General features: G+C 62.0%; 19 protein-coding genes. 7 read left to right on the top strand and 12 right to left on the bottom strand.

Translation table 11 applies throughout. The annotated features are described in order from the left end of the window. Window positions 1-10: 10 nt before the first annotated feature. From F6X42_RS28345 to F6X42_RS45340, 3 genes are read right to left on the bottom strand one after another with little or no spacing between them, the layout of a single operon-like run. The gene (locus F6X42_RS28345) at window positions 11-1,033 is read right to left on the bottom strand and encodes an MraY family glycosyltransferase (RefSeq protein ID WP_187637363.1); all 1,023 of its coding nucleotides are present in this window, start codon (window positions 1,031-1,033) and stop codon (window positions 11-13) included. 49 nt (window positions 1,034-1,082) lie between these two features. Beyond that, window positions 1,083-2,042: a UDP-glucose 4-epimerase family protein gene (locus F6X42_RS28340; RefSeq protein WP_187637362.1), complete on the bottom strand. Its 960-nt coding sequence runs from the start codon at window positions 2,040-2,042 to the stop codon at window positions 1,083-1,085. Continuing rightward, complete coding sequence (locus F6X42_RS45340) at window positions 2,039-2,170, bottom strand: hypothetical protein (protein WP_281394052.1); 132 nt, start codon at window positions 2,168-2,170, stop codon at window positions 2,039-2,041. Before F6X42_RS45340 ends, F6X42_RS28340 begins: the two co-directional genes overlap by 4 nt. Window positions 2,171-2,845: 675 nt before the next feature. On the opposite strand from F6X42_RS45340, the gene F6X42_RS28335 reads away from it, so the two are divergent. The 4 genes from F6X42_RS28335 to F6X42_RS28320 are packed head-to-tail and all read left to right on the top strand — an operon-like array spanning window position 2,846 to window position 10,368. Continuing rightward, complete coding sequence (locus F6X42_RS28335; protein ID WP_187637361.1) at window positions 2,846-3,817, top strand: glycosyltransferase; 972 nt, start codon at window positions 2,846-2,848, stop codon at window positions 3,815-3,817. After that, window positions 3,814-6,009 (top strand): glycosyltransferase family 2 protein, encoded by a 2,196-nt coding sequence (locus F6X42_RS28330; RefSeq protein ID WP_187637360.1) that lies wholly within the window; start codon window positions 3,814-3,816, stop codon window positions 6,007-6,009. Before F6X42_RS28335 ends, F6X42_RS28330 begins: the two co-directional genes overlap by 4 nt. Beyond that, window positions 6,002-9,256 carry a glycosyltransferase family 4 protein gene (locus F6X42_RS28325; RefSeq protein ID WP_187637359.1) on the top strand — a complete coding sequence of 1,085 codons (3,255 nt, stop codon included), beginning with the start codon at window positions 6,002-6,004 and terminating at the stop codon, window positions 9,254-9,256. Before F6X42_RS28330 ends, F6X42_RS28325 begins: the two co-directional genes overlap by 8 nt. Beyond that, the gene (locus F6X42_RS28320) at window positions 9,253-10,368 is read left to right on the top strand and encodes a glycosyltransferase family 4 protein (RefSeq protein WP_187637358.1); all 1,116 of its coding nucleotides are present in this window, start codon (window positions 9,253-9,255) and stop codon (window positions 10,366-10,368) included. The genes F6X42_RS28325 and F6X42_RS28320 overlap by 4 nt, the downstream gene beginning before the upstream one ends. Window positions 10,369-10,383: 15 nt before the next feature. Here the strand turns inward: F6X42_RS28320 and F6X42_RS28315 are convergent, their stop codons facing one another. The 4 genes from F6X42_RS28315 to F6X42_RS28300 are packed head-to-tail and all read right to left on the bottom strand — an operon-like array spanning window position 10,384 to window position 13,931. Beyond that, entirely contained in the window at window positions 10,384-11,289 is a 906-nt protein-coding gene (locus F6X42_RS28315) for a hypothetical protein (protein WP_187637357.1), read from the bottom strand. Further along, a complete protein-coding gene (locus F6X42_RS28310; protein WP_187637356.1) occupies window positions 11,286-11,876 on the bottom strand; it encodes a histidine phosphatase family protein in 591 nt (196 codons plus the stop codon). Before F6X42_RS28310 ends, F6X42_RS28315 begins: the two co-directional genes overlap by 4 nt. 5 nt (window positions 11,877-11,881) lie before the next feature. Further along, window positions 11,882-12,892, bottom strand: coding sequence for a glycosyltransferase (locus F6X42_RS28305; protein ID WP_246530256.1), 1,011 nt, complete (start codon window positions 12,890-12,892; stop codon window positions 11,882-11,884). Window positions 12,893-12,941: 49 nt separating this feature from the next. After that, a complete protein-coding gene (locus F6X42_RS28300) occupies window positions 12,942-13,931 on the bottom strand; it encodes a glycosyltransferase family protein (RefSeq protein ID WP_187637354.1) in 990 nt (329 codons plus the stop codon). Window positions 13,932-14,443: 512 nt separating this feature from the next. On the opposite strand from F6X42_RS28300, the gene F6X42_RS28295 reads away from it, so the two are divergent. From F6X42_RS28295 to F6X42_RS28285, 3 genes are all read left to right on the top strand, one after another. Then, window positions 14,444-15,400, top strand: a complete 957-nt coding sequence (locus F6X42_RS28295) for a class I SAM-dependent methyltransferase (protein WP_187637353.1) — start codon at window positions 14,444-14,446, stop codon at window positions 15,398-15,400. A 42-nt stretch (window positions 15,401-15,442) separates the two neighbouring features. Continuing rightward, a complete protein-coding gene (locus F6X42_RS28290) occupies window positions 15,443-16,516 on the top strand; it encodes a zinc-dependent alcohol dehydrogenase (RefSeq protein WP_187637352.1) in 1,074 nt (357 codons plus the stop codon). Between the two features lie 77 nt (window positions 16,517-16,593). Continuing rightward, on the top strand, window positions 16,594-17,769 hold the full coding sequence (locus tag F6X42_RS28285; RefSeq protein ID WP_187637351.1) for a methyltransferase domain-containing protein: 1,176 nt from the start codon (window positions 16,594-16,596) through the stop codon (window positions 17,767-17,769). A gap of 81 nt (window positions 17,770-17,850) precedes the next feature. Here F6X42_RS28285 and F6X42_RS28280 read toward each other — a convergent pair whose 3' ends face one another. From F6X42_RS28280 to F6X42_RS28260, 5 genes are all read right to left on the bottom strand, one after another. Next, a complete protein-coding gene (locus tag F6X42_RS28280) occupies window positions 17,851-19,365 on the bottom strand; it encodes a DUF8728 domain-containing protein (RefSeq protein WP_246530255.1) in 1,515 nt (504 codons plus the stop codon). A gap of 27 nt (window positions 19,366-19,392) precedes the next feature. Next, window positions 19,393-19,791, bottom strand: coding sequence for a GtrA family protein (locus F6X42_RS28275; protein WP_187637350.1), 399 nt, complete (start codon window positions 19,789-19,791; stop codon window positions 19,393-19,395). Between the two features lie 133 nt (window positions 19,792-19,924). Then, on the bottom strand, window positions 19,925-20,665 hold the full coding sequence (locus tag F6X42_RS28270; protein WP_187637349.1) for an SDR family oxidoreductase: 741 nt from the start codon (window positions 20,663-20,665) through the stop codon (window positions 19,925-19,927). Then, window positions 20,662-21,978 (bottom strand): FAD-binding oxidoreductase, encoded by a 1,317-nt coding sequence (locus F6X42_RS28265; RefSeq protein ID WP_187637348.1) that lies wholly within the window; start codon window positions 21,976-21,978, stop codon window positions 20,662-20,664. Before F6X42_RS28265 ends, F6X42_RS28270 begins: the two co-directional genes overlap by 4 nt. 2 nt (window positions 21,979-21,980) lie before the next feature. Beyond that, window positions 21,981-23,405 (bottom strand): UbiA family prenyltransferase, encoded by a 1,425-nt coding sequence (locus F6X42_RS28260; protein WP_187637347.1) that lies wholly within the window; start codon window positions 23,403-23,405, stop codon window positions 21,981-21,983. Between the last annotated feature and the right edge of the window lie 16 nt (window positions 23,406-23,421).

Here is a 23,421-nt window from a genome sequence, read left to right as displayed (position 1 = left end):
GCGCAGAACCTCAGATTGGCCCGGAACGGGACACATGGCGCCGCCAGCGGCGATCGATGCACAGCCCCGCGATGACCAGCACGGCAGCCCATGCGACGACAACCAGCCATTGATACAGAAGAGCGAATTGCAGCGCCCAAACAGCAAGCATTATGCCCACCGCCATGAACAAATACCAAATCCACGCGGTCGACGCGTGCCCCCAACCCGACTGCACCAGTCTTTGATAGTAGTGTTCACGATGCGCCTGCCAAAATTTTTCACCGCGCAACAGACGCTTAACAAGCGTGACCGACGCATCGCCGATGAACGGCGCGAAGCACAGCGCAGGAAACCACACCGGCCACGCGCCGTCGCGCCAGCCCCAATAGCCGAGCGCGCCAGCCAGAAAGCCGAGCGGGATCGAGCCGGCGTCACCGAGAAAGACGCGCGCCGGATGAAAGTTGAACAGCAGAAAGCCCCCCGCCGCGCCCGCGACGATCAGGCTCGCCGTCGCGAGCGCCGGGTCCGCATGCGACGACAGCGACGCGGCCACCGCATAGCCGCCGAAGCCGAACAACGCCATGCCGCCCGCGAGGCCGTCCGAGCCGTCCATGAAGTTGTAAAGATTGACGAGCCACACGAGTAGAACCGCCATGCACGCGAGCGCCCACCACGGCACGTCGGCCGGATAGACGGCGATCAGCGCCGCCACCGCCGCCGCGTGAGCGCCGAAGCGCACGCGCGCGGGCAGGCCGCGTCGATCGTCGATCTGCGACAGCGCCGCGAGCAGCGCCGCGGCAAGCGCGGGCACCCACAGCGACGGCGCCGCGAGCGCGATCAGCAGCACCGCGACCGGCACGATGCCCCAGCCGCCGACGCGCGGGGTCGGGCGCGTGTGCAGCGAGCGGTCGTTGGGGACGTCGGTGGCGAGCCGCCACGCGAGGCCGGTGCGCAGCAGCGTCCACAGGATCGCCGCGCAGGCGGCGAGCGCGGTGGCGCCCCACGGCAATAGAGAGACGACGGAAGAGGCGGAATGTGCAGCGAGCGGCATCGATAGGGTAAGCGGTTCAGGTCGGAGTCAAGCCGGGTTCAACAGGTGGTCAATGCGTGGAGCGATACCACGTCGCGGTTTCGAGCAGCCCATGCTCGACCGTATGCGGCGGATCCCAGTTCAGACATTCGCGAATATGCGAACTGTCGACGCGCAACTCGCCGACCAGCCGGTCGATCTGCGCCGAGCGGCCGGTCAGGCGACCCGCGACACGCAGCACGCTGGCCGGCACCGGCACCAGCCGCGCGGGCACGTGCAGCTGTGTGGCGAGCAGCCGCGCGAGTTCCGGCACGCTGAGGTCGCGGCCGTCGGTCACGTGGAAAGTCTCGCCGGCCGCCCGCGGATCGGTCGCGCAATGCACGAGCGCGTCCGCGAGGTTGTCGACGAACACCAGGCTGCGGCGCGCATTGACCGCACCGAGCGGCAACGGAATGCCCTTTGCGACCGCGTTCATCAGTTGCAGGAAGTTCGCGCGCACACCCGGCCCGTAGACCAGCGGCGGCCGCACGACGACGACTTCGAGACCCGCCGAGCGGCCGTAGTCGAACAGCGCGCGCTCGGCCTCCAGCTTCGAGATGCCATAAGCATCGGACGGCGCGGGCCGATCCGTTTCGGCGATCGGCTGGCCGGTGCTCGCCTCGCCCATCGCCTTGATGCTGCTGACGAACACGAAGCGCCTCACGCCCGCGCGCCGCGCCGCGGCCGCGACGCGCAAGCTGCCCTCGACATTGGTCGCGCGATAGGCGGCGAGCGGCTCGGTCAGGGTCTCCCGCATCACGTGCACGCGCGACGCCAGATGGATCACCGCATCGCAACTGAGCGTGACCGGCCAGCGCTGGTCGATGCCCGCGAAGTCTTCGGTATCGAGCAGCCATTCGCGCACGCCCTCGGCGGCCGTCTGCGGCCGGCGCACCGCGCCGATCACGCGATCGCCCCGCCGCAGCAACGCGCGCGATACCGCCTGGCCGACGAAGCCGTTGGCGCCAGTGACGAGAATTTGCAGACTCATCGCGATGCTCCGTCACGCACTTCGCGGCGCACGATCGCGCCCACGCCCTGCCGCGCGACCCACGCAAACAGACGGTCGCCGTCAGCATTCGACGCGGCCGCCAACGGCGGGAAAGGCGGATCAGACACGATACAATCAGGCATCGGCGGTGCTTTCTCAGGAAGTCTGGCTTGGAACGTATTGTATTCGGGCCGTGATAATAAAACGGACCGGCGCCTGCTGGCGCGTCGTTCGTACACTTCGTAACAACTCAAACATATTCGCGCATGTGGAATTCGTGGTATCGATCCGACGTGCTCGACAACAGCACACTCAGGCCTGCTTGCTGGCCGCGCGAACCGGCCCCGGCCCGCGCACTGGCGAGCCGGCGCCTGAAGGCCGCGCAAGCGCGCGGCGAGCATCTACGTGAATGCCCCGAAACCTGCCGGTCTCGCCGCCGAGCCCGCGCGTTGCGCGCGAGCGGCGGGCCACGCATGCTGGTCTGAAGAAAAGAACTGTTTGAGCGATAGGGTCTGTTTACATATGGAACGCACGTGCGAATGCCCACTATCGGCCTCATGGCAAGGAGTAAGGAGCGCCGCGTGGCCTCGCCACGTGAGCGACGCGCGACGCCGCCATGAGGCCGATAGTGGGCATTCCCCTGAAATATTCCACGCAATGGGGTTGCCGCGAGAAGGGCCGCTCGCTGCGTCATGCTCCTTGCGAATACGTCGAGTATTCGCGGCGTCGCAGTCCTTGCAAGCGGCCCTTCTCGCGGCAACGCACGTGTGTTCCATATGTAAACAGACCCTAGAGTCCCACCTATGAAAGTGTTGTTCGCCACCTACCCGATGGCTTTCCATACCCCCGGCGGCGGAGAAATCCAGTTGCTTGCGTATCACAAGCATCTGCCCGCGCATGGCGTCGACGTCACGCTGTTCGATCCGTGGAAGCCGCGTTTTCTTGAACACGACGTGGTGCATTTCTTCTCGTGTGTCGGCGGCTCGGTGCACTTTTGCAACTTCATCAAGCAGCTCGGCTTGCCGCTCGTCGTGTCGTCGAGCCTGTGGGTGACGGAGGAAACCAGGCATCTGTATCCGATCGGCGAGATTCATCACCAGTTTTCTCTCGCGGACCGCGTGGTCGCGAACTCCGAGATCGAGTGCGACACGCTCGCGCGCATCTTCGATCTGCCGCGTGAGAAGTTCGCGAGCGTGTTGAACGGCGTCGAACCGAGCTTTTACGAGCCAGTCGCGGCGGAGCTGTTCCGGCGTGAGTCCGGCATCGACGGACACTTCATCCTGAACGTCGGCAACATCGAACCGCGCAAGAACCAGCTCGCGCTGATCCGGGCGATGAAGTCGTTCCCCGAACTGAAGCTCGTGCTGATCGGCCATCAGCGCGATCCCGAATACGCGAAGGCGTGCTTCGACGAAGGCGGCGGGCAGGTCGTCTACGCCGGCACGCTGCCTCACGATTCGCCGCTGCTGCGCTCCGCCTACGCGGCCTGCGAAGCGTTCGTGCTGCCGAGCACGCTGGAAACGCCGGGGCTTGCCGCGCTCGAAGCGCACGCCGCGGGCTCTCGCATCGCGGTGACAAAAGTTGGCTCTACCGAAGAATATTTCGCGCAGCACGTCGCCTACCTGGATCCGTTCGACGTCGACAGCATCACCGGATCGATTCGCGCGGCGCTCGCGCAACCACGCGGCGCTGCCGCGGCCCCGGCGCGAGATCTGACCTGGCAGGCCGTCCTGTCGCCCTTGAAAGACCTCTACGATTCCCTGCTGACGAAATGACAAAACCCGTGACGAACCTCATGAAGAACTTCGAACTTCGTCCCCTGAATAACGTCGAGGCGTCCTCGAATTCCGGCTTCGCGTGGCACGCGACGAACAGCGATCCGCAGTTCGAGCTGACGGGATGGGAAGATCTGTCGGGTCGCGCCGCGCGTATTTCGTTCGAACTCGCGAAAGCGGACATGCCGTCTTCGCCGTGCATGATCTATTTCGATGCGGGCGCGGGCATGTCGGAGCACGCGACGATCGGTCTGCTGGTCGACGCCGACGGCAAGGTGGATCAGGTCGTCGCGTTTCCCCCGCTCGTCGGTCCGTTGCGCCTCGATCCGATCGCGCGCTCGGGACTGTTTTCGGTCAACGGCTTCAACGTCGAACTGGTGGCCGACGCCGAGTGCCCGACGGAACTGCTCGAACGCGCGCGCCGGATGGCGTCATGGGGCGGCGGCGCGCAGCCCGCGCCGCCGGCAACCGTGGGTCACACGTATCAGGAATGGATCGAGCGGCACGAGCCGCCCGCGTCGCATTACCCGGAACTGCGCGCGCGCTCGAAGGCGTGGGCGTTGCAGCCGCTGATCAGCATCGTGATGCCGACCTACAACACGCCGGCGAGATGGCTGCGCATGGCGATCGACTCGGTCGTCGACCAGGTCTACGAAAACTGGGAGTTCTGTATCGCCGACGACTGCTCGACGAACCCCGAGGTCAAGCAGGTGCTCGACAGCTACGCCGCGAAGGATCCGCGCATCAAGGTCGCGTACCGCACGACCAACGGCCACATCAGCAACTCCAGCAACACGGCGCTGGAGCTTGCCGTCGGCGAATTCGTCGGCCTGCTCGACCACGACGACGAATTGCATCCGCTCGCGCTCTACTGCGTCGCCGAACTGATCAACGCGCATCCGGACGCGACGGTGATCTACAGCGACGAAGACAAGATCTCGATCGACGGGGTCCGCTCGGACCCGTACTTCAAATGCGACTTCAACTACGATCTGTTCCTGAGCCAGAACATGATCTCGCATTTCGGCGTGTACAAGACTTCGGTCATGAAGGAGGTCGGCGGCTTCAGAACCGGCTTCGAAGGCTCGCAGGATTACGACCTCGCGCTGCGCGTGATCGATCGCGCGGGTCATCACACGGTGTATCACGTGCCGCGCGCGCTGTACCACTGGCGCATGATTCCCGAAAGCACCGCGGCCGGCCATGAAGCCAAGCCGTACGCGCATATCGCGGCGATGCGCGCGCTCGACGAACACCTCGCGCGCAACGGCATCACCGCCCACACCGAGCACGCGCCCGGCACGGACGCGTTCAACAAGGTCGTGTACGAACTGCCCGAGGTGCTGCCGTCGGTGGAGATCATCATTCCGACGCGCGATTCCGCCGGACTCGTCGAGCAATGTGTGGAATCGGTGCGGCAGAAATCGGGCTACCCGAACTTCCGCATCACGATCATCGACAACGGCTCGGTCAGGCAGGAAACGCTTGAGCTGTTCGCGAGCTTGCAGCAGGACGAGCGGATCAAGGTCGTGCGCGACGATTCGCCGTTCAACTACTCGGCGTTGAACAACCGCGTCGCGCTCGCGAGCACGGCGGACTTCGTCTGCCTGATGAACAACGACATCGAAGTGATCAATGCCGACTGGCTCGGGGAAATGGTGTCGGTCGCGCTGCAGGCGAACGTCGGCGCGGTCGGCGCGAAACTGCTGTATCCGGACGACACGATCCAGCATGGCGGCGTGGTGCTCGGCGTCGGCGGTATCGCGAGCCATGCGCACAAGCATTTCCCCAATTCGCACCCGGGCTACTTCGCGCGTGCGCGCCTGCGCAACGTGATGTGCGCGGTGACCGCCGCGTGCCTGCTGATCCGCCAGTCGATCTACAAGGAAGTCGGCGGCCTCGACGAACAGTTACACGTCGCTTACAACGACATCGATTTTTGCCTGCGTGTGCGGCAAGCGGGTTACCGCAATGTGTGGACGCCCTACGCGGAGCTTTATCATCACGAATCGGCAACCCGCGGCGCCGAAGACACACCGGAAAAAATCAGCCGCTTCAACCAGGAATCTGAGTTGGTCAGACAGCGCTGGGGGCATCTGTTGATGAACGACCCCTGCTATTCGCCCAATCTGACACTGACTGCCGACGATTTTTCCTTTGCTTGGCCTTCAAGGATTGCAAATCTTGATTAATCTGGGACCCAAAAAAAACAAGACCGGATGGTTGGCGGAGTACCGCCATCCATCGCCGGGGGAACTGTTCTGCCTGCCGAGCGCGATCTACTTTCTGATGAAGTTCAGAGCCGATCTTGCGCGCTTCAATTCCAAAGTGCTGGATGACCGGGTCACGCTGTATTTCTGGTGGGAAATGTCGGCGCGCGAAACGTATCCGGACTTCGACTGGGTACTGCGTCAGGAAGACCTCGAATATTTGCGTCAGCTCGATAACGACACGCTGATCGAGCGCCACCCGGACGCCGTCACGTATTGGCTCGGCTCGACCAAACCGAGCGTGCTCGATGCGAAGCACCTGAGCGAAACGCTGCACGAACCTGTCACCGTGCTCGCGGAAGCCAGCCTGCAATTGCCGAAGCTGATGACGATGATCGTGCGCAATCGCGGCGATCTGTCCCAGGCATTCAACCTGAACACGCTGACCGGCTATCTGAACTGCCTCGACTGGTGGGATCAGTACGGCCAGGTCACCTGTCCGCGCGTGACGTGGCGCCCGCCGATTGCGTGGCCCGGGCTGCTGGAACCGATCGACGCGGCCGGTTCCAACGCGATGCCGTTTCCGCGCTTCCTCGCGCTGATCACGACCGAGCGGCCCGATCTGAGCAGCGCGTTCAATCTGAGCAGCTTCACGTCGCGGCTCAACGCGCTCAGCTGGTGGGAAGACCACGGCCAGCGCGAGTATCCGCGCATCAAGTGGTCGCAGCCGCCGATCGGTGGCTTCATGCTCGAGCCCGAAGCGCCGCCCGCGGACGGCGGCCCTTACGTGCCGCGCTTTCTTTGCGAGATCTACAAAGACCGGCCGGACCTGCAGGCAACCTTCGAGCTGCAGTCCCTGCGTGGGCGGCTCAGCTGCCTGTCGTGGTGGATCGAACACGGCCAGCATCAGTACCGCTCGATCAAATGGGTGCCGCCCACCACGCCCGCGCCGATGTTCGAGCCCGAATGGGGCACCCACGCCGACTGGCTGCCGGTGCCGCGCTTCCTGCGGCTGCTGCACGACGAACGCCGCGACCTGCAGGAGCTCTGCTCGCTCGACAGCTTCACCGGGCGCCTGAAGTGCCTGTCGTGGTGGATCGAGCACGGTCAGCACCAGTATCCGGCGCTTCATTGGGGCGTGCCGCCGATGCCCGACAACCTGTTCAGCATGGAAGCCGGTGCGCAAGACGCGCTGCCGCTGCTGCCGCGCTTTTTGTTGCTGATCTGGAACGAGCGGGCCGACCTCCGGGCGTCGTTCAATCTAAGCAGCTTCCGCGAGCGGCTCGGCTTCATTTCGTGGTGGGAGAAGCACGGACACGCCGAGTACTACGCGATCAAATGGTCGCCGACTCATCTCGCCGAAGAACCCTCGATCAAGTGGGTGCCGCCCTCCACGCCCGCACTGATGTTCGAGCCCGAATGGGGCACGCACGCCGACTGGCTGCCGGTGCCGCGCTTCCTGCGGCTGCTGCATGGCGAGCGCGAGGATCTGCAGGCACTCTGCTCGCTCGACAGCTTCACCGGACGCCTGAAGTGCCTGTCGTGGTGGATCGAACACGGGCAGCATCAGTATCCGGCACTTCAGTGGGCCATCCCGCCGTTGCCCGACAGCCTGTTCGCCGCGGAAGCCGGAGAGGAAGGCGCGCTGCCGCTGCTGCCGCGCTTTCTGCTGCTGATCTGGAACGAGCGGCCCGACCTGCAGGCATCGTTCAATCTGAACAGCTTCAGCGAGCGGCTCGGCTTCATCTCGTGGTGGGACAAGCATGGGCACGACGAGTACTACGCGATCAAGTGGTCGCCAACTCATCTCGCCGAAGAGCTCGCGAGAATCGACGACGAGCAGCCGGCCGACGACACCTTGCTGCCGCGCTTCCTGACGATGATCGCGAGCGACCGCCCGGATCTGCGTGAAGCGTACGATCTGAACACCGAGGCAGGCCGCGACCAGCTGGTGCGCTGGTGGAACGAGTGGGCGTCGACCGAATATCCGCTCGTCGGCTCGCTGAAAGTGCATTGGGCCGAAAGCGCCGATGGCGCCGACACCGCCGACGACGAAGCCGATGACGACGCACGCGAGCCCGCCCGCTATCATGCGCGCGTCGAAGGCGTCGGCTACGACTTCGGCGTCAACATCATCGGCTTCCCGCAAGGCGTGCTCGGTCTCGGCGAAGACGCGCGCATGGCCGCGCGCGTGCTGCAACTCGGCTCGACGCCGGTCACGTTGCTCAACGCGCCGATGGCGGGGCCCGCGCGCCTCGACCACTCGGTCGACCACCTGATCAGCGACGAGCTCAAGTACAACATCAGCCTGATCTGCCTGCCGGCGCCGGAAATGGTGCGGCTCGCGCTGGAAGGTGGCCGCAAGCTGATCGACGCGCCCACGCACAAGATCGGCGCATGGCCGTGGGAGCTGCCCCACTGGCCGAACGCGTTCGGCAACGTGCATCAGATGGTCGACGAAATCTGGGCGCAGAGCCGCTTCGTGCAGAGCGTCTACAGCCGCCTCGGCAATACGCCGGTCTATCGGATGCCGATGGCGGTCGAGGTGCCCGCGCCGGTCGAGCCGAAGCGCGAGCGCTTTGGCCTGCCGACCAACGAGTTCCTGTTCTATCTGATGTTCGACGGCAACTCGTGGCTGAGCCGCAAGAACCCGCTCGCCGGCGTACAGGCGTTCAAGCAGGCGTTCGGCAACAGCTCGCCGGGCGTCGGGCTCGTCATCAAGGCGATGAACGTGCGCGACGACGACCCGGTGTGGCGCGCCGTGCTCGACCTCACCGCGGGCGATAGCCGCATCCACATCGTGTCCGAGCGCCTGAGCCGCCAGGATTCGACCGACTTCATGGCCTGCTGCGATGCCTACATCTCGCTGCACCGTAGTGAAGGCTTCGGCCGCGTGATCGCCGAGGCGATGGCGTTGGGGCAGCCCGCCGTGGTCACGAATTTCTCGGGCAACGTCGACTTCTGCGAACCCGACACCGCGTTCCTCGTGGACGGCGAACTCGTGCCGTTGCGCCCCGGCGACTATCTGTTCGCCGAAGGTCAGTACTGGTGCGATCCGGATGTGTCGATCGCGGCGGAACAGCTCAAACGCATGATCGACGATGCGCCGCTGCGTGAGCGCATCGCCCTGGCGGGGAAGGCGCGCATCGAGCGCGACTACTCAGTTGAAGCAGTCGCACGCGCATATGCGCGACGGTTGACCGACATTGCGGAGGCGAAGAAAACATGACGCTGCGGGTATGTGCTCCGGACATTTTCTCGGGCGATGCGGTGGGTAATCACTGCATCGGTTTCGTACGCATGGCTGAACGTCTCGGCATGAGGGCCGAGCTGTATGCAAGCGGTTTCGAGGAGGGAACAAATGGAGTGCGACCGCTTGACGCATTATTCGACGAGGTCACTCGCGACGATGTGGTCCTGCTGAGTTACTCGATCTACGATCCGTACCTCGAGCGGATACTCGCGCTCGACTGCCGGAAGATCGGCTACTTCCACGGCGTGACCGACCCGCAATTGCTGCGCGCGCTGGAACCACGCACTGCGCAGTTGTGCGACAAGGCACTCGCGCAACTGCCGCTGCTCACGGGCTTCGACGCCGTCGTCGTGAATTCGCGCAGCACGGCTGCGAGCCTCGCCGGTATCGTCGCCGCAGACGCCATCAAGGTCGTGCCGCCGATCTTTCCCGACATGTACGTGTTCCGGCGCGAAGGGCCGCGCAAGGGCCGCAAGCGCCATGAGCCGAACCTGCTGATGGTGGGCCGCGTGGTGCCGCATAAACGCATCGAAGACGGCATCGAAATTCTGTCACTGCTGAAACAGCGTGATTTCGGCGCGACGCTAAGCATCGTCGGCAGCACGCCGAACTACGATTATCTGAAGTTTCTGATCAATCACGCGCGGCGCCTCGGCGTGCTCGAGCAGGTCGACTTCAAGGGCATGCTCGACGACGCCGATCTGTTCGAGTGCTACGAATCCACCAACGCGCTGCTCGCGATGAGCCGCCACGAGGGCTTCTGCGTGCCGGTGCTCGAAGCGATGCATTACGGCAAGCCGGTATTCGTGCGCGGCGGCACGGCCGCTCAGGAGATTTGTCCGCCGGACTGCGTGTTCGACGCCAATGCCGAACTCGCCGCCTGGATACCGGCGATCACGCAGCGCCTCGGCCAGACCCACGGCCGCAGTCCGATCGACGCGGCCTTCGTCAAACACGCCGACGGCATGCTGCAACGTGCCAGCGACGAGGTGTGGCGCAACATCTTCATCGGCGTCGGTGTCGGCATGGCGGGCGCGCCCAGGCATGCGCGCGCGGGTGCCAAGACCGTTTCCTCCGAGAAGAGATAGCTAGTCGGCGCCGCCTCACTCGTTCGCAAACGACTTACCGGTCCTGTCGAAGTCGATCGTTTGGCCCGTATGCGGGTGCGGAGTGAACGAGAAATGCGCGCGCACGTACTTCTGCGATAGCGTGCACAGCAAATCCATCAACGCAATCTGCTCGGGTGGAAACACCGGCGCGCGATCCGCCGCGTCGATCGGTTTTTGCATATAGCGCACGATGTCTTTTTCGAAGTCACTGACGCAATAGTCCAGCACCTGGTCGCCTTCGATCGGATAGGCGGCCACCTTCAGCCCGGGATGCAGCGACAGATACGTGCTGAACAGACGCTCGGCCACGAATGGCAGGAACGGTGCGTCGTCCGAGTGGATCGTGGGCTCCAGCACACCGCGCGCAGCTTCAGTGTCGCTCCGCGTTTCGAGGAACGTGGCAATCGGCTCGAGCACCTTGCCGACGTAGTTGTCCCAGAACGATTGGGTACCGACCCAGAAATTGCAGTAGCACAGCGTGTGCGGCGACTGCCGGGGCGCCTCACGCAGATTCCACGCAATGCCGCAGGCGTCGAGCAGTTGCTGGCTGCGTTCGACGAGTCCCGGATGCGCATGCTCGCCCTGCATCCACGCGGTGTACGAGAAATACGCGAGCTGCGGAAAAGGATTGATCATCCAGACGCCGGCGTCGGCATTGGCCTGCACGAACTCCAGAAACCGGCTGCCGTCGATGCGCGCCTTCAGTGCGAATTTCGGCGAAAAAAGGCCGGTGATCTGCTGCTGCCGATGCATGCCCTTGCGGTACATGTCGACGAGAATATAGAACTCGCGCCACGCGGCGTGCGCGTTGTCGCGCAACTCGAGTGGGTGAAAAACCGGTTCGGACAGCACCTGCCCGGGCGCGTAAAGCGGCTCGAAAATCTTGATCGATGCACTCATGACAGCCCTGCGATCTGCAGATAAAAGTTTCCGGTATGCGGGTTGCGCCGGAATAGCGTGACGGATGCGTTCGGCACCAGCACGTTGGGGAAGCGGGACAACGGCACGTTCAGCAGGTATTGCGAGATCACCGAGATCGGTCCCGCGTGGCATACGGCGGCGACCAGGCCGGACTGCTCGGCGTGCCGCAGCACCTCCTCCTCCAGCCAGTTCACCGAACGCGCGGCCAACTCGAGATGCGACTCGCCGCCCTCGTAACGGTCCGATAGATGTTTGCCCCAGTCGGGAAACGCCTCGCGAAAGTCTTCGGCCTTCCAGGTTGCGAACCGCCCCGCATTGGTTTCGCCGAGACGGGCGTCGACGGTCCAGTCGGCCTTGTCCTTGAACAGCACTTCTGTGGTCTGCAACGCGCGCCGCCACGGGCTGGAAAAAACGCGGTCGGGCACGAAACCGTGGCTTTCCATCAGCGTGCGTAGCTTCGCGGCCTGCCGCAGGCCATGTTCGGTCAACTCGTCCTGCTCGGTCGAGTTCAACAGGCCAGCCACGTTGGCGTGCGATTGGCCGTGGCGAATCAGAAGAAGATCCATAGGTGTTAGCTGCTTTGGGGCTTGGGGTCGGGCAAGGCCTTCAGGAACATCGACGAGATGCGTCGCACGCTGAAACGGTCGAACACGTCGGCATAAGCGTTGCGGCGGATCGACTGGCGAAGCCGCGGGTCGCCCAGCATGTCCTCCAGCGCTCGTGCCCAGCTCTCAGCCGTGTTCGACGCAATGTATCCCGTCTCACGATGTCTGACGTTCTCGCGGTAGGTCGGGCAATCGGAGTAAATGCTCGGGATGCCGAGGCTGCCGTAATCCGCGTATTTGATCGGCGACTTGCATGAGTTGAAAAACAGCGTCTCGGGATCCTCTTCGGCGCCGAGCGGCACGATCGCGAACGTGTAGCCTTCGTCGCGAATGGCCTTCTTGTATTCGAGGTTGCCGCGGCTGCCGCGATGCGTGATGCGGGCAATCGTATTGAGTTCCGGAAACGGATCGCCCCAGAAGTCGATCGATACGTTTTCGTGGCGCGCGAGGAAGTTGCGCAAGGTGTCGAAAAACGCCTTGCGGAAGCTCACGAGCTTGATGCCGTCGAGGTTCGAGAAGATGATTTTCGGCGGCTGCTTTTCGGTCCACAGTTCCGGCGACAGGTCGAACGCCTGATCGTCGAAACCGTTCGGGATGATCAGCACGTCGTCCGAGCGACGCACCTTGCGCATGCGCTCCTGCAACAGCGGGTTCGACGCGGTGGCCGCGCTCGCTTCGCGAATCATCGCGAGCACGTTGTAGAGCACGTCCTCGTTCATTTCGAGCACGCTCCACGACGGCAGATCGAGCAACCAGTCGTCGAGATCGTAAATCGTATGGAGGCCGAGTTCGTTCGCCATCCGCATGATTTTCAGCGACAGGTTCGACACGTGCTTGTTGAACAGCACGACGTCGAAGCGATGCAGGTGGCTGACGCCGACGTCCGCCTCCGAGATCTGCTCCCACTCGATCAGCTGATGGCGCTGCATGTACGAAAGCAAAGGCGCGAAGCGCGCGCCGATGGTGCGCGAATTCATCCGCCCATCGGTCATGGAGCGCCGCTGAACGACGAGCAGTCGGGGAATTTTAGTAATTTGTGAGGCCGGCATCGATCAGGTGTCTGATTAGGTCTGCTGCTACCGTGCTCGACGAGTGCCGTGCATAGACGCGTTCGTAGTTACTTTCAATCTTTTCATCCCTGTCCGGGTCGGTCAGGGCGGCCTGAATGGCGGGAACGATGTCCGGCGCGCGGGTGGAAGCCGGGTACCAGACATTGTCGTCGAAGTGTTCGCGCTGCCAATCCCCATCAACCATAACGAGCGGCTTTTTCACGAACGCGCCTTCGAGGCACGAGCGCCCGGGCGGATCGAAGCTCGGCTCCGCCACCACCAGCGCGTTGGCGAGCGCGGAGCGCAATAGCGCGCTGCACGGCTGGATGAACGGCAGGAAATGAATGCCGCGACGCGCTTCGCGAACGCACTGCCGGTAATACGCCTCGTCCCTGAATCCGCCGACCATCAGGCCGTTCATGTCGAGCTGGTTCAGCGCGCGGATCAGTTCGAGCTGATTCTTGATCGGCTCGATCAAGCCGAGGCACAGCACGTAATCCGACACGTCGCAGACCGTGGGGAGCAAATCCTTGTCGGCCGGCAACAGGAACCGGTCGGATATGCCGGAGCCCACCACCACGCATTTGCCCGGATCGACCGTGATGTACGTGTTGAAGTGCGCCAGCTCGGTCGACGACTTGAAGAGCAGCCGCTCGGCACGCTGCACGAGCGCCTCGATGCGGCTGATTTCCGCCGCGTCGGGCGCGCTCAACCACCAGACGTTCGGCCACAGGAACAGCTTCTTGCCTTGATTCACCGTTTCGCGAATGATCGCTTCGCCGTCCGCATGAACGGAGAAGTGCATCACCGCGTCGTAAAAGCGTAGCGGCCGACTGCGAATGCCGTAAATGTCGGCCTGTACGTCCGAATCGTTCAGAAGTTCGGCGACCTGCACGAGTTCCGACTCACCACCACCGCTCGTCATGAACGCGGTACTGTGAGTGGTCAGGAGAATTTTAAAATGCATATTGCGGGCTCCGTCCCGAATCGTCCCGTATCGTGGGCGCTGCTGCCGTCCGCTGGACGGTGCGGAATTCACGCGTTCGCGCCACGCGCGAAACAGGCGCGGACCACTATTGGCAGGGGCTTGATTTTACGCCAAATCGTAACGCTAACGACCGCCCCGGGCGACCCGGCAAGCACCCTCTCCACGCTTTCGTCAGCTTACGTGGCTTACGGAAACAGTCGCCGTCCAGCCCTTTCCGCCCGCAATCGCGACCCACGCGCACCCTTCCGCGCGAAGCGAAGGGCACGTACCCTTTGCGCTCGTGGCTGTGTCGATTGCTACGACGAATAATTTGTAAGAAACGGTAAATGCTGGCTCATGTTGAAACAACAGCGCATATTGGGCGTGCAGAATACTCGCGGTACGATAGATTGGCCGGCCGGAAATGCCGGGCCGCCAGCCATTCGGCATAGCGTTATCGATTCGCCCTTCTGACGTGGCTTTTCGCAAATTCTTTCAAGCGGAGAAACAAGATGTCGGCATCGCCCGAGCTTCTCGATTCACTTGCCGCGCAGCATCCCGAGGTTGCAGAACTGATCGCTGAACGGGACAAGTATCGCGACGCGCTTCAGGTCAACGTTCCGCACTTTTCGAACCTCGGCGACGTGCCCCCTGGCCACTACTATTCGCCGATCCCGTCGATCCAAGACATCAAACAGGACGAAGCACGCCTGTTCGGCAACGTCTCGCGCACGCTGCCCGGCATCGAGTTCAACGAAGAGGCGCAGGTGCGCCTCGTCGGCGAGTTCGCGGACCAGTACTACGGCGAGATGCCGTTCGAGCCGCACAAGAAGGATGGCCTGCGCTTCTACTTCGAAAACGTGATGTTCTCGTATGGCGACGCGACGTCGCTGTACTGCATGATTCGTCACCTGCGGCCGCGCCGCATCGTCGAGATCGGCTCGGGTTTTTCGTCCGCCGTTTCGCTCGATACCAACGACCTGTTCTTTGACGGCCAGATCCAGTGCACCTTCGTCGAGCCGAACAACGAACGCCTGCTGTCGTTGCTGACCGAGAAGGACAAGGTCACCTCGAAGATTGTCAAGTCGCTCGCGCAGGACGTCGACCTGTCTGTCTTCACGGAGCTCGAAGCGAACGACATCCTGTTCGTCGACTCGTCGCACGTGAGCAAGATCGGCAGCGACGTGAACCGCATCCTCTTCGAGATACTGCCGATCCTCGCGCCCGGCGTGCATGTGCACTTTCACGACGTGTTCCTGCCGCTCGAATACCCGCCGCAGTGGATCTACGAGGGCCGCGCATGGAACGAAGCGTATTTGCTGCGTGCCTTCCTTCAGTACAACAGCGCTTTCGAAGTCGTACTGATGAATACCTTCATGGGACACTTCCACGCCGAGCTGATGAACACACGGATGCCGCTGTTCATGCGCAATCCCGGTGCGAGCTTCTGGATTCGCAAGACCCGTTAGGCGTCGCAACGCAGGCGTTTCACGTTTTGAGGAGATTCATCGATGACTTCGACGCACGCGCTCGAGCATCGCACCGAAGGCGCGTCCATGCGAGCCGGCTTGCAAGACGGCCTGCGCACGATGAAGGTCGGCCGCATCCCGGTGCCTGAACTGCTACCCGGCACCGTGATCGTCAAGGTGGCGAGCGTCGGCATCTGCGGCAGCGATCTGCACGCCTACCGGAACGTCGACGTCCATCAAAGCTTTCCGAACGGCCACGAACTGAGCGGCACCGTGGTCGAGATCGGCGAGGGCGTGACGAGCGTGCGTATCGGCCAGCGCGTCACGCTCGACATGGTGATGGGCACCGCGTGCGGCAAATGCGAGTACTGCAAGCTCGGCACGCCGATTCACTGCCGCGCGCGCGAGTTTCCGTTCGGCGGCGGCTTTGCCGAATACGTGCGCAGCAAAGAGGCGGGCGTGTTCCCGCTGCCCGATGCCGTCGACGATCAGCTCGGCGCCATCGTCGAACCGGTGGCGGTCGGCATCCACGGCTGCCGCAAGATGCCGATTGCGCGAGGCTCGGTCGGCGTCGTGATCGGCGCGGGCACCATCGGCCTCGCGGCACTCGCCGCGGCGCTGGACGCCGGCAGCGATAAAGTCTATGTGGTCGCAAGACACGCGGCTCAGGCGCGCGCCGCGCTGGCGATGGGCGCCACCGCGATCCTGCCGGCCGATCGCGCCGAAGCGCTCGCCATCGTCGAACAGGCAACCGGCGGACTGGGTGCGCACTATGCGATCGAAGCCGTCGGCGGCACGGCCGACACATTCGACTTCGCGTGTCAGTTCGTGCGCCCGCTCGGTCACGTGTGCGTGCTCGGCGCTTTCGATCACGGCTTCAAGAACATTGAAATCATCAAGCCGCACATCAAGGAACTGACGATTCATCTGCCGAACTGTTACGGCTATATCGACGGTCAACACGACTTCGCGCTCGCAATCGATCTGCTGGCGCGCAAGGGCGATACGTTGCGCGCAATGATCACGCACGAACTGAGCCTCGACGACGTTGACGAGGCCTTCCGTCTGGCCAGTGATAAAAGTTCACACTCCATCAAGGTGCAGATGCGAACCTAGTGGTGTGAACGGTCTCGCGCAATGCGGTGAACATCGGTCATAACTGGAAGCTGTGCCGTCCAATACGAGGAGGCAACATGGCGAAGGAAGACAATGCTCTCAGCATCGGTGAAATTCGAGATAAGCGGCGTTGCCGTCTGCTGAAAGGACTGAACGTCAAGGAAAGCGTGGGCGTCGAGATAGGCCCGTTGTGCTGGCCTCTCGTGCGACGCAGCGACGCCGGTGAAATCATCTACGTCGACCATACGGACACGCCTCACCTGCGTCAGAAGTACAAGGACGATCCTCATCTCGACGTTAATGAGATCGTCGATGTCGACGCGGTGTGGGGGCGCAACACGCTGCATGAAGCGATCAGGGGTCGCTATGTCGACTACGTGGTGGCCTCTCATGTCGTCGAGCATGTTCCCGATCTGGTGACGTGGCTCAGAGAACTGGGCGCGGTCCTCAAACCGACCGGCGAAGTGCGTCTCGTCGTTCCCGACCGACGCTACACCTTCGATTATTTCCGTCGCGAAAGCCGGCTGCCCGAAGTACTGGCCAGCTATATCGCGCGTGCGCGGGTACCGCAGCCCTACTCGCTGCTCGATCACTGCCTGTCCGCCGCCGAGGTGTCGACGCAGGAAGCGTGGCAAAAGCGGATCGACCCGCACTCGGTCAGGCGGCATCACACATGGCAAGGCGCGCTGCATCTTGCGCGCGACGCATTCGAAAACGGCACGTATCACGACGTTCACTGCTGGGTGTTCACGCCGCGCTCGTTTGCGAAACTGATCGCCGATCTTTGCGAAATGGAGCTGATTGATTTCGCCTGTGAAGACTTCTGCGACACGATGCGTAACGATATTGAGTTTTCCGTCGTGATGAGGCGCTCGCGCGATTCGCAATACATTGCTGAGAGCTGGCGGCGTATGGAGCGGCACGCCAGCGACGTAACGCCGGCCGTGCCGTTCTGGCGCACGCACCGCAAACTCCGGGAGCTATGCTCGGGACAGGACGACAGCAAGAGCCCGCAGCGCGTATGCGGACAGCGTAGCGAGCTGGACCCCGTCACAGCGATCAAATTGCCGCCGGATTTCAATGAACAGGAATATCTCGCCGTCAATACGGACGTGGCGGCGGCCGGAGTGGATGCGGGTCAGCATTACCTGCAATATGGGTGGCGGGAGGGGCGGGCATTGCGGCGGTCCCCCGAGTCTCACGCTGCCCCCGCTGCGGTTGCCCCCGCTGCGGTTGCCACTGAAACGAGGTAACAATCGCGACAAGGGAATTCCAGAGGACCTAATGGGCGGGTGGACGATCAGGAATCTGAACCGCCCCGTTCGGCGCGAGCTTCAGGTCTGCGGCCCTTTTGCGCATGTTTGAATCTGCTGCTGCGTGCCCGCGGCGTCACTCCGCCGTAGCAGGAGGTAACCAGCAAAATTGAATGCGTCCACGGGCGCATAGGCCTGGCTCGCAAGCAAACAATTCGCGCTTGCCTCGAAACTCCAGAGCGGCTGATGCACGAGAATGTAATCCGGGCTGTACTTCGTGAGCCACGAGTAAAGATCTCTGCGGGCAATATAGTCCGCGTTATAGCGATTAGTCAGACCGAGAATGTCGATGATGTATCGGTCGGAGTACCAGCCGACGGTCCCGATCTCGACACTGGCGACTGCCGCATTACCTGGCGTGTTGGCTTTTATCCATTCACCGATATTCTTGTAGGCGTCAATCGGGCCGCGCTGCACATTCGAAATACGAAAACTGTGATAAACGAATCCGCTCGTGACAAGAAAAAACGCAAGGAACAGCGTAAGGAAAACAGAACTCTCCCGGGACCGCTCATACGTGAAGTTGAGCAGCTTCCACGCGCCGACACCAACGAACAACAAGCCGAAGAAAAATAACGGCGCGTAGTACCAGTGGTAATTTGGAATCTGCATAAACACATAAAACGAACCCAGCAGCACCAGATAGACCATGGTGAGCCACCCGATCCTTTTGCCGAGACTCGACACCACGCCGACAAGACCGACCGGCAGCATGAACGCGAGCAGCCGGAAATCGCCGCCGAAGAAAGCATTCTTCATGTACTGTACGTGAAGAAAAATCAGTCCTTCGCCCCAGTACCCTGACTTGCCCTGGCCGAGCTTCGCATTACCGGTAGCCGGAAGAAACGCGCCGTAGTAGTAGTAGTTAAATATGAAATTGGCCGCGAGCAAAATGACTGGCGCGACCAAATACTTAACATGAGGCAGCTTTCTGTTCCTGATAAAGTAATCGACGACCACGACGAGGCCAACGAACACACCTTCACTGCGCGTAATGAACAGCAGGCCCAGCACAACGCCAAGGCCGAAAAATTGCTCTCTGCGATAGAGCAGCAACGCGAGCGCGGAAAGGAACAGAAACAGCGAAGTCTCCATCCCGAAGGTGTAGTAAAAATAATTGAAGGAAACAACGATCAGCGCGCACAGCGTCTGTTCGTATTTCCCGCTCGCCAGCAGATGCGCTCCCGTGATTGCAGCCGCGCACAGAAAGACGAACGACAGGAAGATCGCCGTATATTGCAGATTCCCCGACACAGCGTTGGCGACGATCAGCATGTAGGAATACAACGGCGACGTCAGCCCGTTGAAGCGATCGCCGGCATTGTAGGTCAGGCCATTTCCGTCAAACAGATTGCGCAGATATCGCAGGTAGATCAGCGAATCATCGAGCTGATAGTTGCGCGTTTTCCATGCGAGACAGCCACTCACGGCAATCGTGATCACCAATAGAAGCGCATTCTCCGCAAGGTACCGCCTCAATCGTTGCATGTTCATTGGCCAATAAGTTCTGGTTGCGCTCGTCCAGCAGCGACGCAACTTCTAAAAATCGACGCATTGCCCGAATCAGGCAAAAACGAACTTCTTGTCGAGCCGATATTTGACGATGTAACCAATCACGAGTCCAATCACGCCGCCCGTAAAGCGGGCAGGCTCGGAGTGATAGATCGCGTCCGCGCCGAACTCGAAGCCCCAGAAAATCGCGGTAGTTGCGAGCCCCATCACCGTATACAGCAGAAAACTCTGTATGCCGTGCGACAGATCGCGATGGCGGTATCGGAAGATCCAGAGCTTGTCGAGTACGAACTTCACCACCAGCCCACCACCCGTTCCGACGACCACGGACAGCGGCACGCTGAACGCTCCCGAATAGGTCATCAGCGAGAGCTTCTGAAGACCGATATTCGCGGCGATCGAAATCGCCGCGAATATCGCGTAGAAAATCACGAGGCGCGACGCGCTCATGGAAGTTGCCGAGGAGTTCACGAAAGGCACACCAAATCAGAAAGGTCAGACAAACGTTCGCCGCACCATGCGCTCGCTGCGCGGCGACGGTTGCCGTGGAGCACGGCAGACCGGTCGCGATGCATGCAATGCATTACAACGAGAGCCGCTTGAACACGCGGCCAGGAATGGAGCGAATGATCAGCATGATGCCCCACCAGAACCAGGGGGTATAAATGACATCCCTGCCCTTTTCCACCGCGCGCACGATATCGCCTGCGACCTTATCCGCCGTGGCAACAAGCGGTCCCGGCAAAGGGAGTCCCGCTGTCATTGGCGTAGCGACAAAGCCAGGCTTGATCGTCACCACGTGCCCGCCCGCTTTGAACAGGCGCGCCCGTAGGCCCTCGCAAAACGCGGAGAGCGCTGCTTTCGCGCTGCCGTACAGATAGTTCGACTGCCGACCGCGATCGCCGGCCACCGACGAAATGACCGCAATCGTGCCGCGCCGTTGCTGCTCGATCACATTCGCAAAACGCGTCAGCAACGCGATAATCGAGACCGCATTGGTGTTGAACTCTCGGACTGCGACGTTGGCATCGTTCTGGCAATCCTGCTGATCAGGCAGCGTGCCGGGAGCCACCAGCACGATGTCGAGCGCGCCGAACTCGGCCGAGCAGCGCTGCATCATGGCGGCGTGTTCACCAAGCTGATCGATGTCCAATTGCTGGCACAGCACGTCTTGCGCGCCACGTGCCTTGAGGTCGTCAGCAACCTGCTGGAGGCGCTCCATGTTGCGCGCGACGAGAAAGAACCGCGCGCCCTGTTTTGCCCATTGCCGTGCACAGGCAATGGCGATCGCCGAAGTGGCGCCAACGATAACGATGTTTTTCATACTCGAGTGGTTCGTTCCCAAAAGCGTGACAGCAAGGCCGGATCACGCAGCGCTTCGACCTGCTCCCACTGCGGATAGGCAGCGCGAAAATCTTCGCCCGACATATGCGCGTCCTTGGCGGGATACAAACGGCCGCCGCTCTCGCGCACGATCGCATCCAGCCGGTCGAAGAGCTTGCGATTCGATTCCTCGCGCTGCGGGAAGTCAAGCGCGAGCGATGTGCCTTCGAGCGGAAAAGACAGCAAGCCCGGCGATTTGATGTCGCCGCAGCGCTTCAGCACGGCAAGGATCGATCCCGTGCCGCTGCGGGCAATCGCGTCGAGAATGGCCCGCGTCGCATCACGCGCAACGGGCGCCGGTATCACGCATTGATACTGCTGAAAGCCCGAGCGGCCGTAGATACGGTTCCATTCGAGCAGGCTGTCGAGCGGATAGAAGTACGAGTCGTAACTGACCGTCGAACGGACCTCGTCCGCGCGTTGCCGCCTATAGTACAACTCGTTGAAGGCGCGCAGGGTCAGCCGGTTGAAAACGGGGATCGGCGACGTGAACGGCACCGTACGCGTCTTGCGGCGCCCGACCTTGAGCCCCCCATCGGAAGCGTGATCGCCGACCATGAAGATGCCTCTGCCCAACGCGGCATCGCGGCTCTGACAGTCCACCCAGGCCACGCTGTACTCATGCAGGTCGTCTAGTCGTTCGGACAGCACGAAGAACTCGTCGAGGTTGGCAAAACGGATGCTGGTCACGTCGAGCATGCTCGACTTGATCGGTATCAACTGGATTTCAGCCCACGTGATCAGCCCTGTCATGCCAAGGCCGCCAATCGTTGCGGCGAAGAACTCCGGGTGCGATTCCGGCGTACATTCGAACTGCGTACCGTCGCTTCGCAGTAGGGAGAAACGCCGCACGTGTCGGCCAAAAGTGCCGCGTACATGATGATTCTTGCCGTGCACGTCGTTGGCAATTGCGCCGCCCAACGTCGCGTACTTCGTCCCCGGCGTGACGGGCAACATCCATCCACGTGGAATCGCCACGTCAAGAATCTGCTCGAGCGTCATGCCTGGTTCGGCACGCAATACGCCGTTTTGCCAGTCAGCCAGAATCATCCGGTCCAGCGGCAGCATGTGGACCACGTGTCCTGACGACGCAAGGCAACTGTCGCCGTAACTGCGCCCATTGCCAAAGGCAAGGGTCGTGCGCTCCGCGCTGCCGACACTTCGCCATACCGCCGCGGCCGTATCACGCCATGCGATCGGATGGGCATCTTGCAGCGCATACGGATAGCGCCCCCAGGACTGAACTTTGGACATGGCTAGGTCGCCATCCAGAACACGGCGCCGCATAGTGCCATGATCAGCCAGCTGCTCCGATCTTTGGCCGCGAATACGATCGGGTCGTCATGCATGGAGCCGCGATGCGCGATGATCCATGTGCGGCTCACCCAATAAAGCAGCAGAGGACAGGCCAGCCAGATGTACTGCGGATGCCGATAGAGGCTCGTGGTATTGCCATCCTGGATATAAAGCGCGAGAACCAGCACGGAAAGATAGCCCGAGGCCGCGCCGAGCGACGAAATCAACGGCAGATCGCTCGCCACATAGCCGCGGCCGCGTGACTTGGCGAGGCCGCGCTCCTTCAACGCGTGCAGTTCCGCATACCGCTTGACGAGCGCAAGGCTGAGAAAAATGAACATCGAAAACGCCAGCAGCCAGAAGGTGAGCCGCGCGTCGATCGCTGCGCTTCCGGCGATGATCCGGGTCGTATAGAGCAAGGCCAGCACGACCACGTCCATCATGACTCGCCGCTTCAGATGGAAAGAATAGGCCAGCGTGAGTACGTAATAGCCGAGCAAAACCAGGGCGAATTTATGAGGCAGACAGAGCCACGCGATCGCACCACCCGCGACCAGCAGAACCGGAAAGAGCGCCGCGCCCCAAACCAGCGGCAACGCGCCCGAAGCAAGCGGGCGTTTGCGCTTGGTCGGATGATGCCGGTCGTCCTCGAGATCGAGCAGGTCGTTCAACAGGTAGACGCTCGATGCACAGATACCAAAGGCAAAAAAAGCGAGCAGCGCGGAAATGACCAGCGCGGCGTCCGACAGTTGATGCGCCGCGAGCAGCGGCACGAAGATCAGCAGATTTTTCAGCCACTGATGCAGTCGCAACGACTTTGCCCACGTCTTCGGCCACGCGGACCGTTGGCCGATGACGCGCTCGACGTTGCCCTGCTTGCGCGCCGCGCGCTCTACGCCGCTGGACGGATTGATGACATAGGCACGCTCAGCGGCGGCCCAGACCGCGACATCGTCGTGCGAATTGCCTGCATAGTCGAAGCCTTGCTCGCCGAACTCCGCCACGAGCCTGTCGCGCTTACGATGCGCGGACAGATTGATATCGCTATGCGTGGCGAACGTTTTGTCGAAGAGCCCAAGATGATCGGCAATCGCATTCGCGTAGCGTTCATGGCTAGCAGTCGCGAGCACGAGCGAACGCCCGGCGGCCCGCTCCTCCTTCAGCCACTCGATGACCGTGGCGTCGTACGGCAGGACGGTGACGTCGATATCGGTCGCTTCGGCCAACCGGGCCTTGAGTCCGGCTTTGCCCTCGCGCAGGAACCAGAGAAACGGCTCGTAGAACCGATGCGGTGCAGATCTGGTGAAAGCAAACCCGCATTCAATCAGGACGTCCGAGCGAATGAGTGTTCCATCAAGGTCGACAACGAGGGGTTTGCTACTCATTCAGTGAGCCGCCGCA

Source organism: Paraburkholderia podalyriae (assembly GCF_014397785.1).
Lineage (GTDB): Bacteria > Pseudomonadota > Gammaproteobacteria > Burkholderiales > Burkholderiaceae > Paraburkholderia > Paraburkholderia podalyriae.
This window is presented reverse-complemented; position numbering and strand designations above follow the sequence as displayed.

What these genes read in the sequence shown, in the direction of transcription:
- F6X42_RS28340 (WP_187637362.1), bottom strand. Translation starts at nt 2,042, where the DNA reads ATGAGTCTGCAAATTCTCGTCACTGGCGCCAACGGCTTCGTCGGCCAG.
- F6X42_RS28290 (WP_187637352.1), top strand. Translation starts at nt 15,443, where the DNA reads ATGACTTCGACGCACGCGCTCGAGCATCGCACCGAAGGCGCGTCCATG.
- F6X42_RS28270 (WP_187637349.1), bottom strand. Translation starts at nt 20,665, where the DNA reads ATGAAAAACATCGTTATCGTTGGCGCCACTTCGGCGATCGCCATTGCC.
- F6X42_RS28315 (WP_187637357.1), bottom strand. Translation starts at nt 11,289, where the DNA reads ATGAGTGCATCGATCAAGATTTTCGAGCCGCTTTACGCGCCCGGGCAG.
- F6X42_RS28300 (WP_187637354.1), bottom strand. Translation starts at nt 13,931, where the DNA reads ATGCATTTTAAAATTCTCCTGACCACTCACAGTACCGCGTTCATGACG.
- F6X42_RS28295 (WP_187637353.1), top strand. Translation starts at nt 14,444, where the DNA reads ATGTCGGCATCGCCCGAGCTTCTCGATTCACTTGCCGCGCAGCATCCC.
- F6X42_RS28310 (WP_187637356.1), bottom strand. Translation starts at nt 11,876, where the DNA reads ATGGATCTTCTTCTGATTCGCCACGGCCAATCGCACGCCAACGTGGCT.
- F6X42_RS28320 (WP_187637358.1), top strand. Translation starts at nt 9,253, where the DNA reads ATGACGCTGCGGGTATGTGCTCCGGACATTTTCTCGGGCGATGCGGTG.
- F6X42_RS28305 (WP_246530256.1), bottom strand. Translation starts at nt 12,892, where the DNA reads ATGAATTCGCGCACCATCGGCGCGCGCTTCGCGCCTTTGCTTTCGTAC.
- F6X42_RS28285 (WP_187637351.1), top strand. Translation starts at nt 16,594, where the DNA reads ATGGCGAAGGAAGACAATGCTCTCAGCATCGGTGAAATTCGAGATAAG.
- F6X42_RS28260 (WP_187637347.1), bottom strand. Translation starts at nt 23,405, where the DNA reads ATGAGTAGCAAACCCCTCGTTGTCGACCTTGATGGAACACTCATTCGC.
- F6X42_RS28330 (WP_187637360.1), top strand. Translation starts at nt 3,814, where the DNA reads ATGACAAAACCCGTGACGAACCTCATGAAGAACTTCGAACTTCGTCCC.
- F6X42_RS28265 (WP_187637348.1), bottom strand. Translation starts at nt 21,978, where the DNA reads ATGTCCAAAGTTCAGTCCTGGGGGCGCTATCCGTATGCGCTGCAAGAT.
- F6X42_RS28335 (WP_187637361.1), top strand. Translation starts at nt 2,846, where the DNA reads ATGAAAGTGTTGTTCGCCACCTACCCGATGGCTTTCCATACCCCCGGC.
- F6X42_RS28275 (WP_187637350.1), bottom strand. Translation starts at nt 19,791, where the DNA reads ATGAGCGCGTCGCGCCTCGTGATTTTCTACGCGATATTCGCGGCGATT.
- F6X42_RS28345 (WP_187637363.1), bottom strand. Translation starts at nt 1,033, where the DNA reads ATGCCGCTCGCTGCACATTCCGCCTCTTCCGTCGTCTCTCTATTGCCG.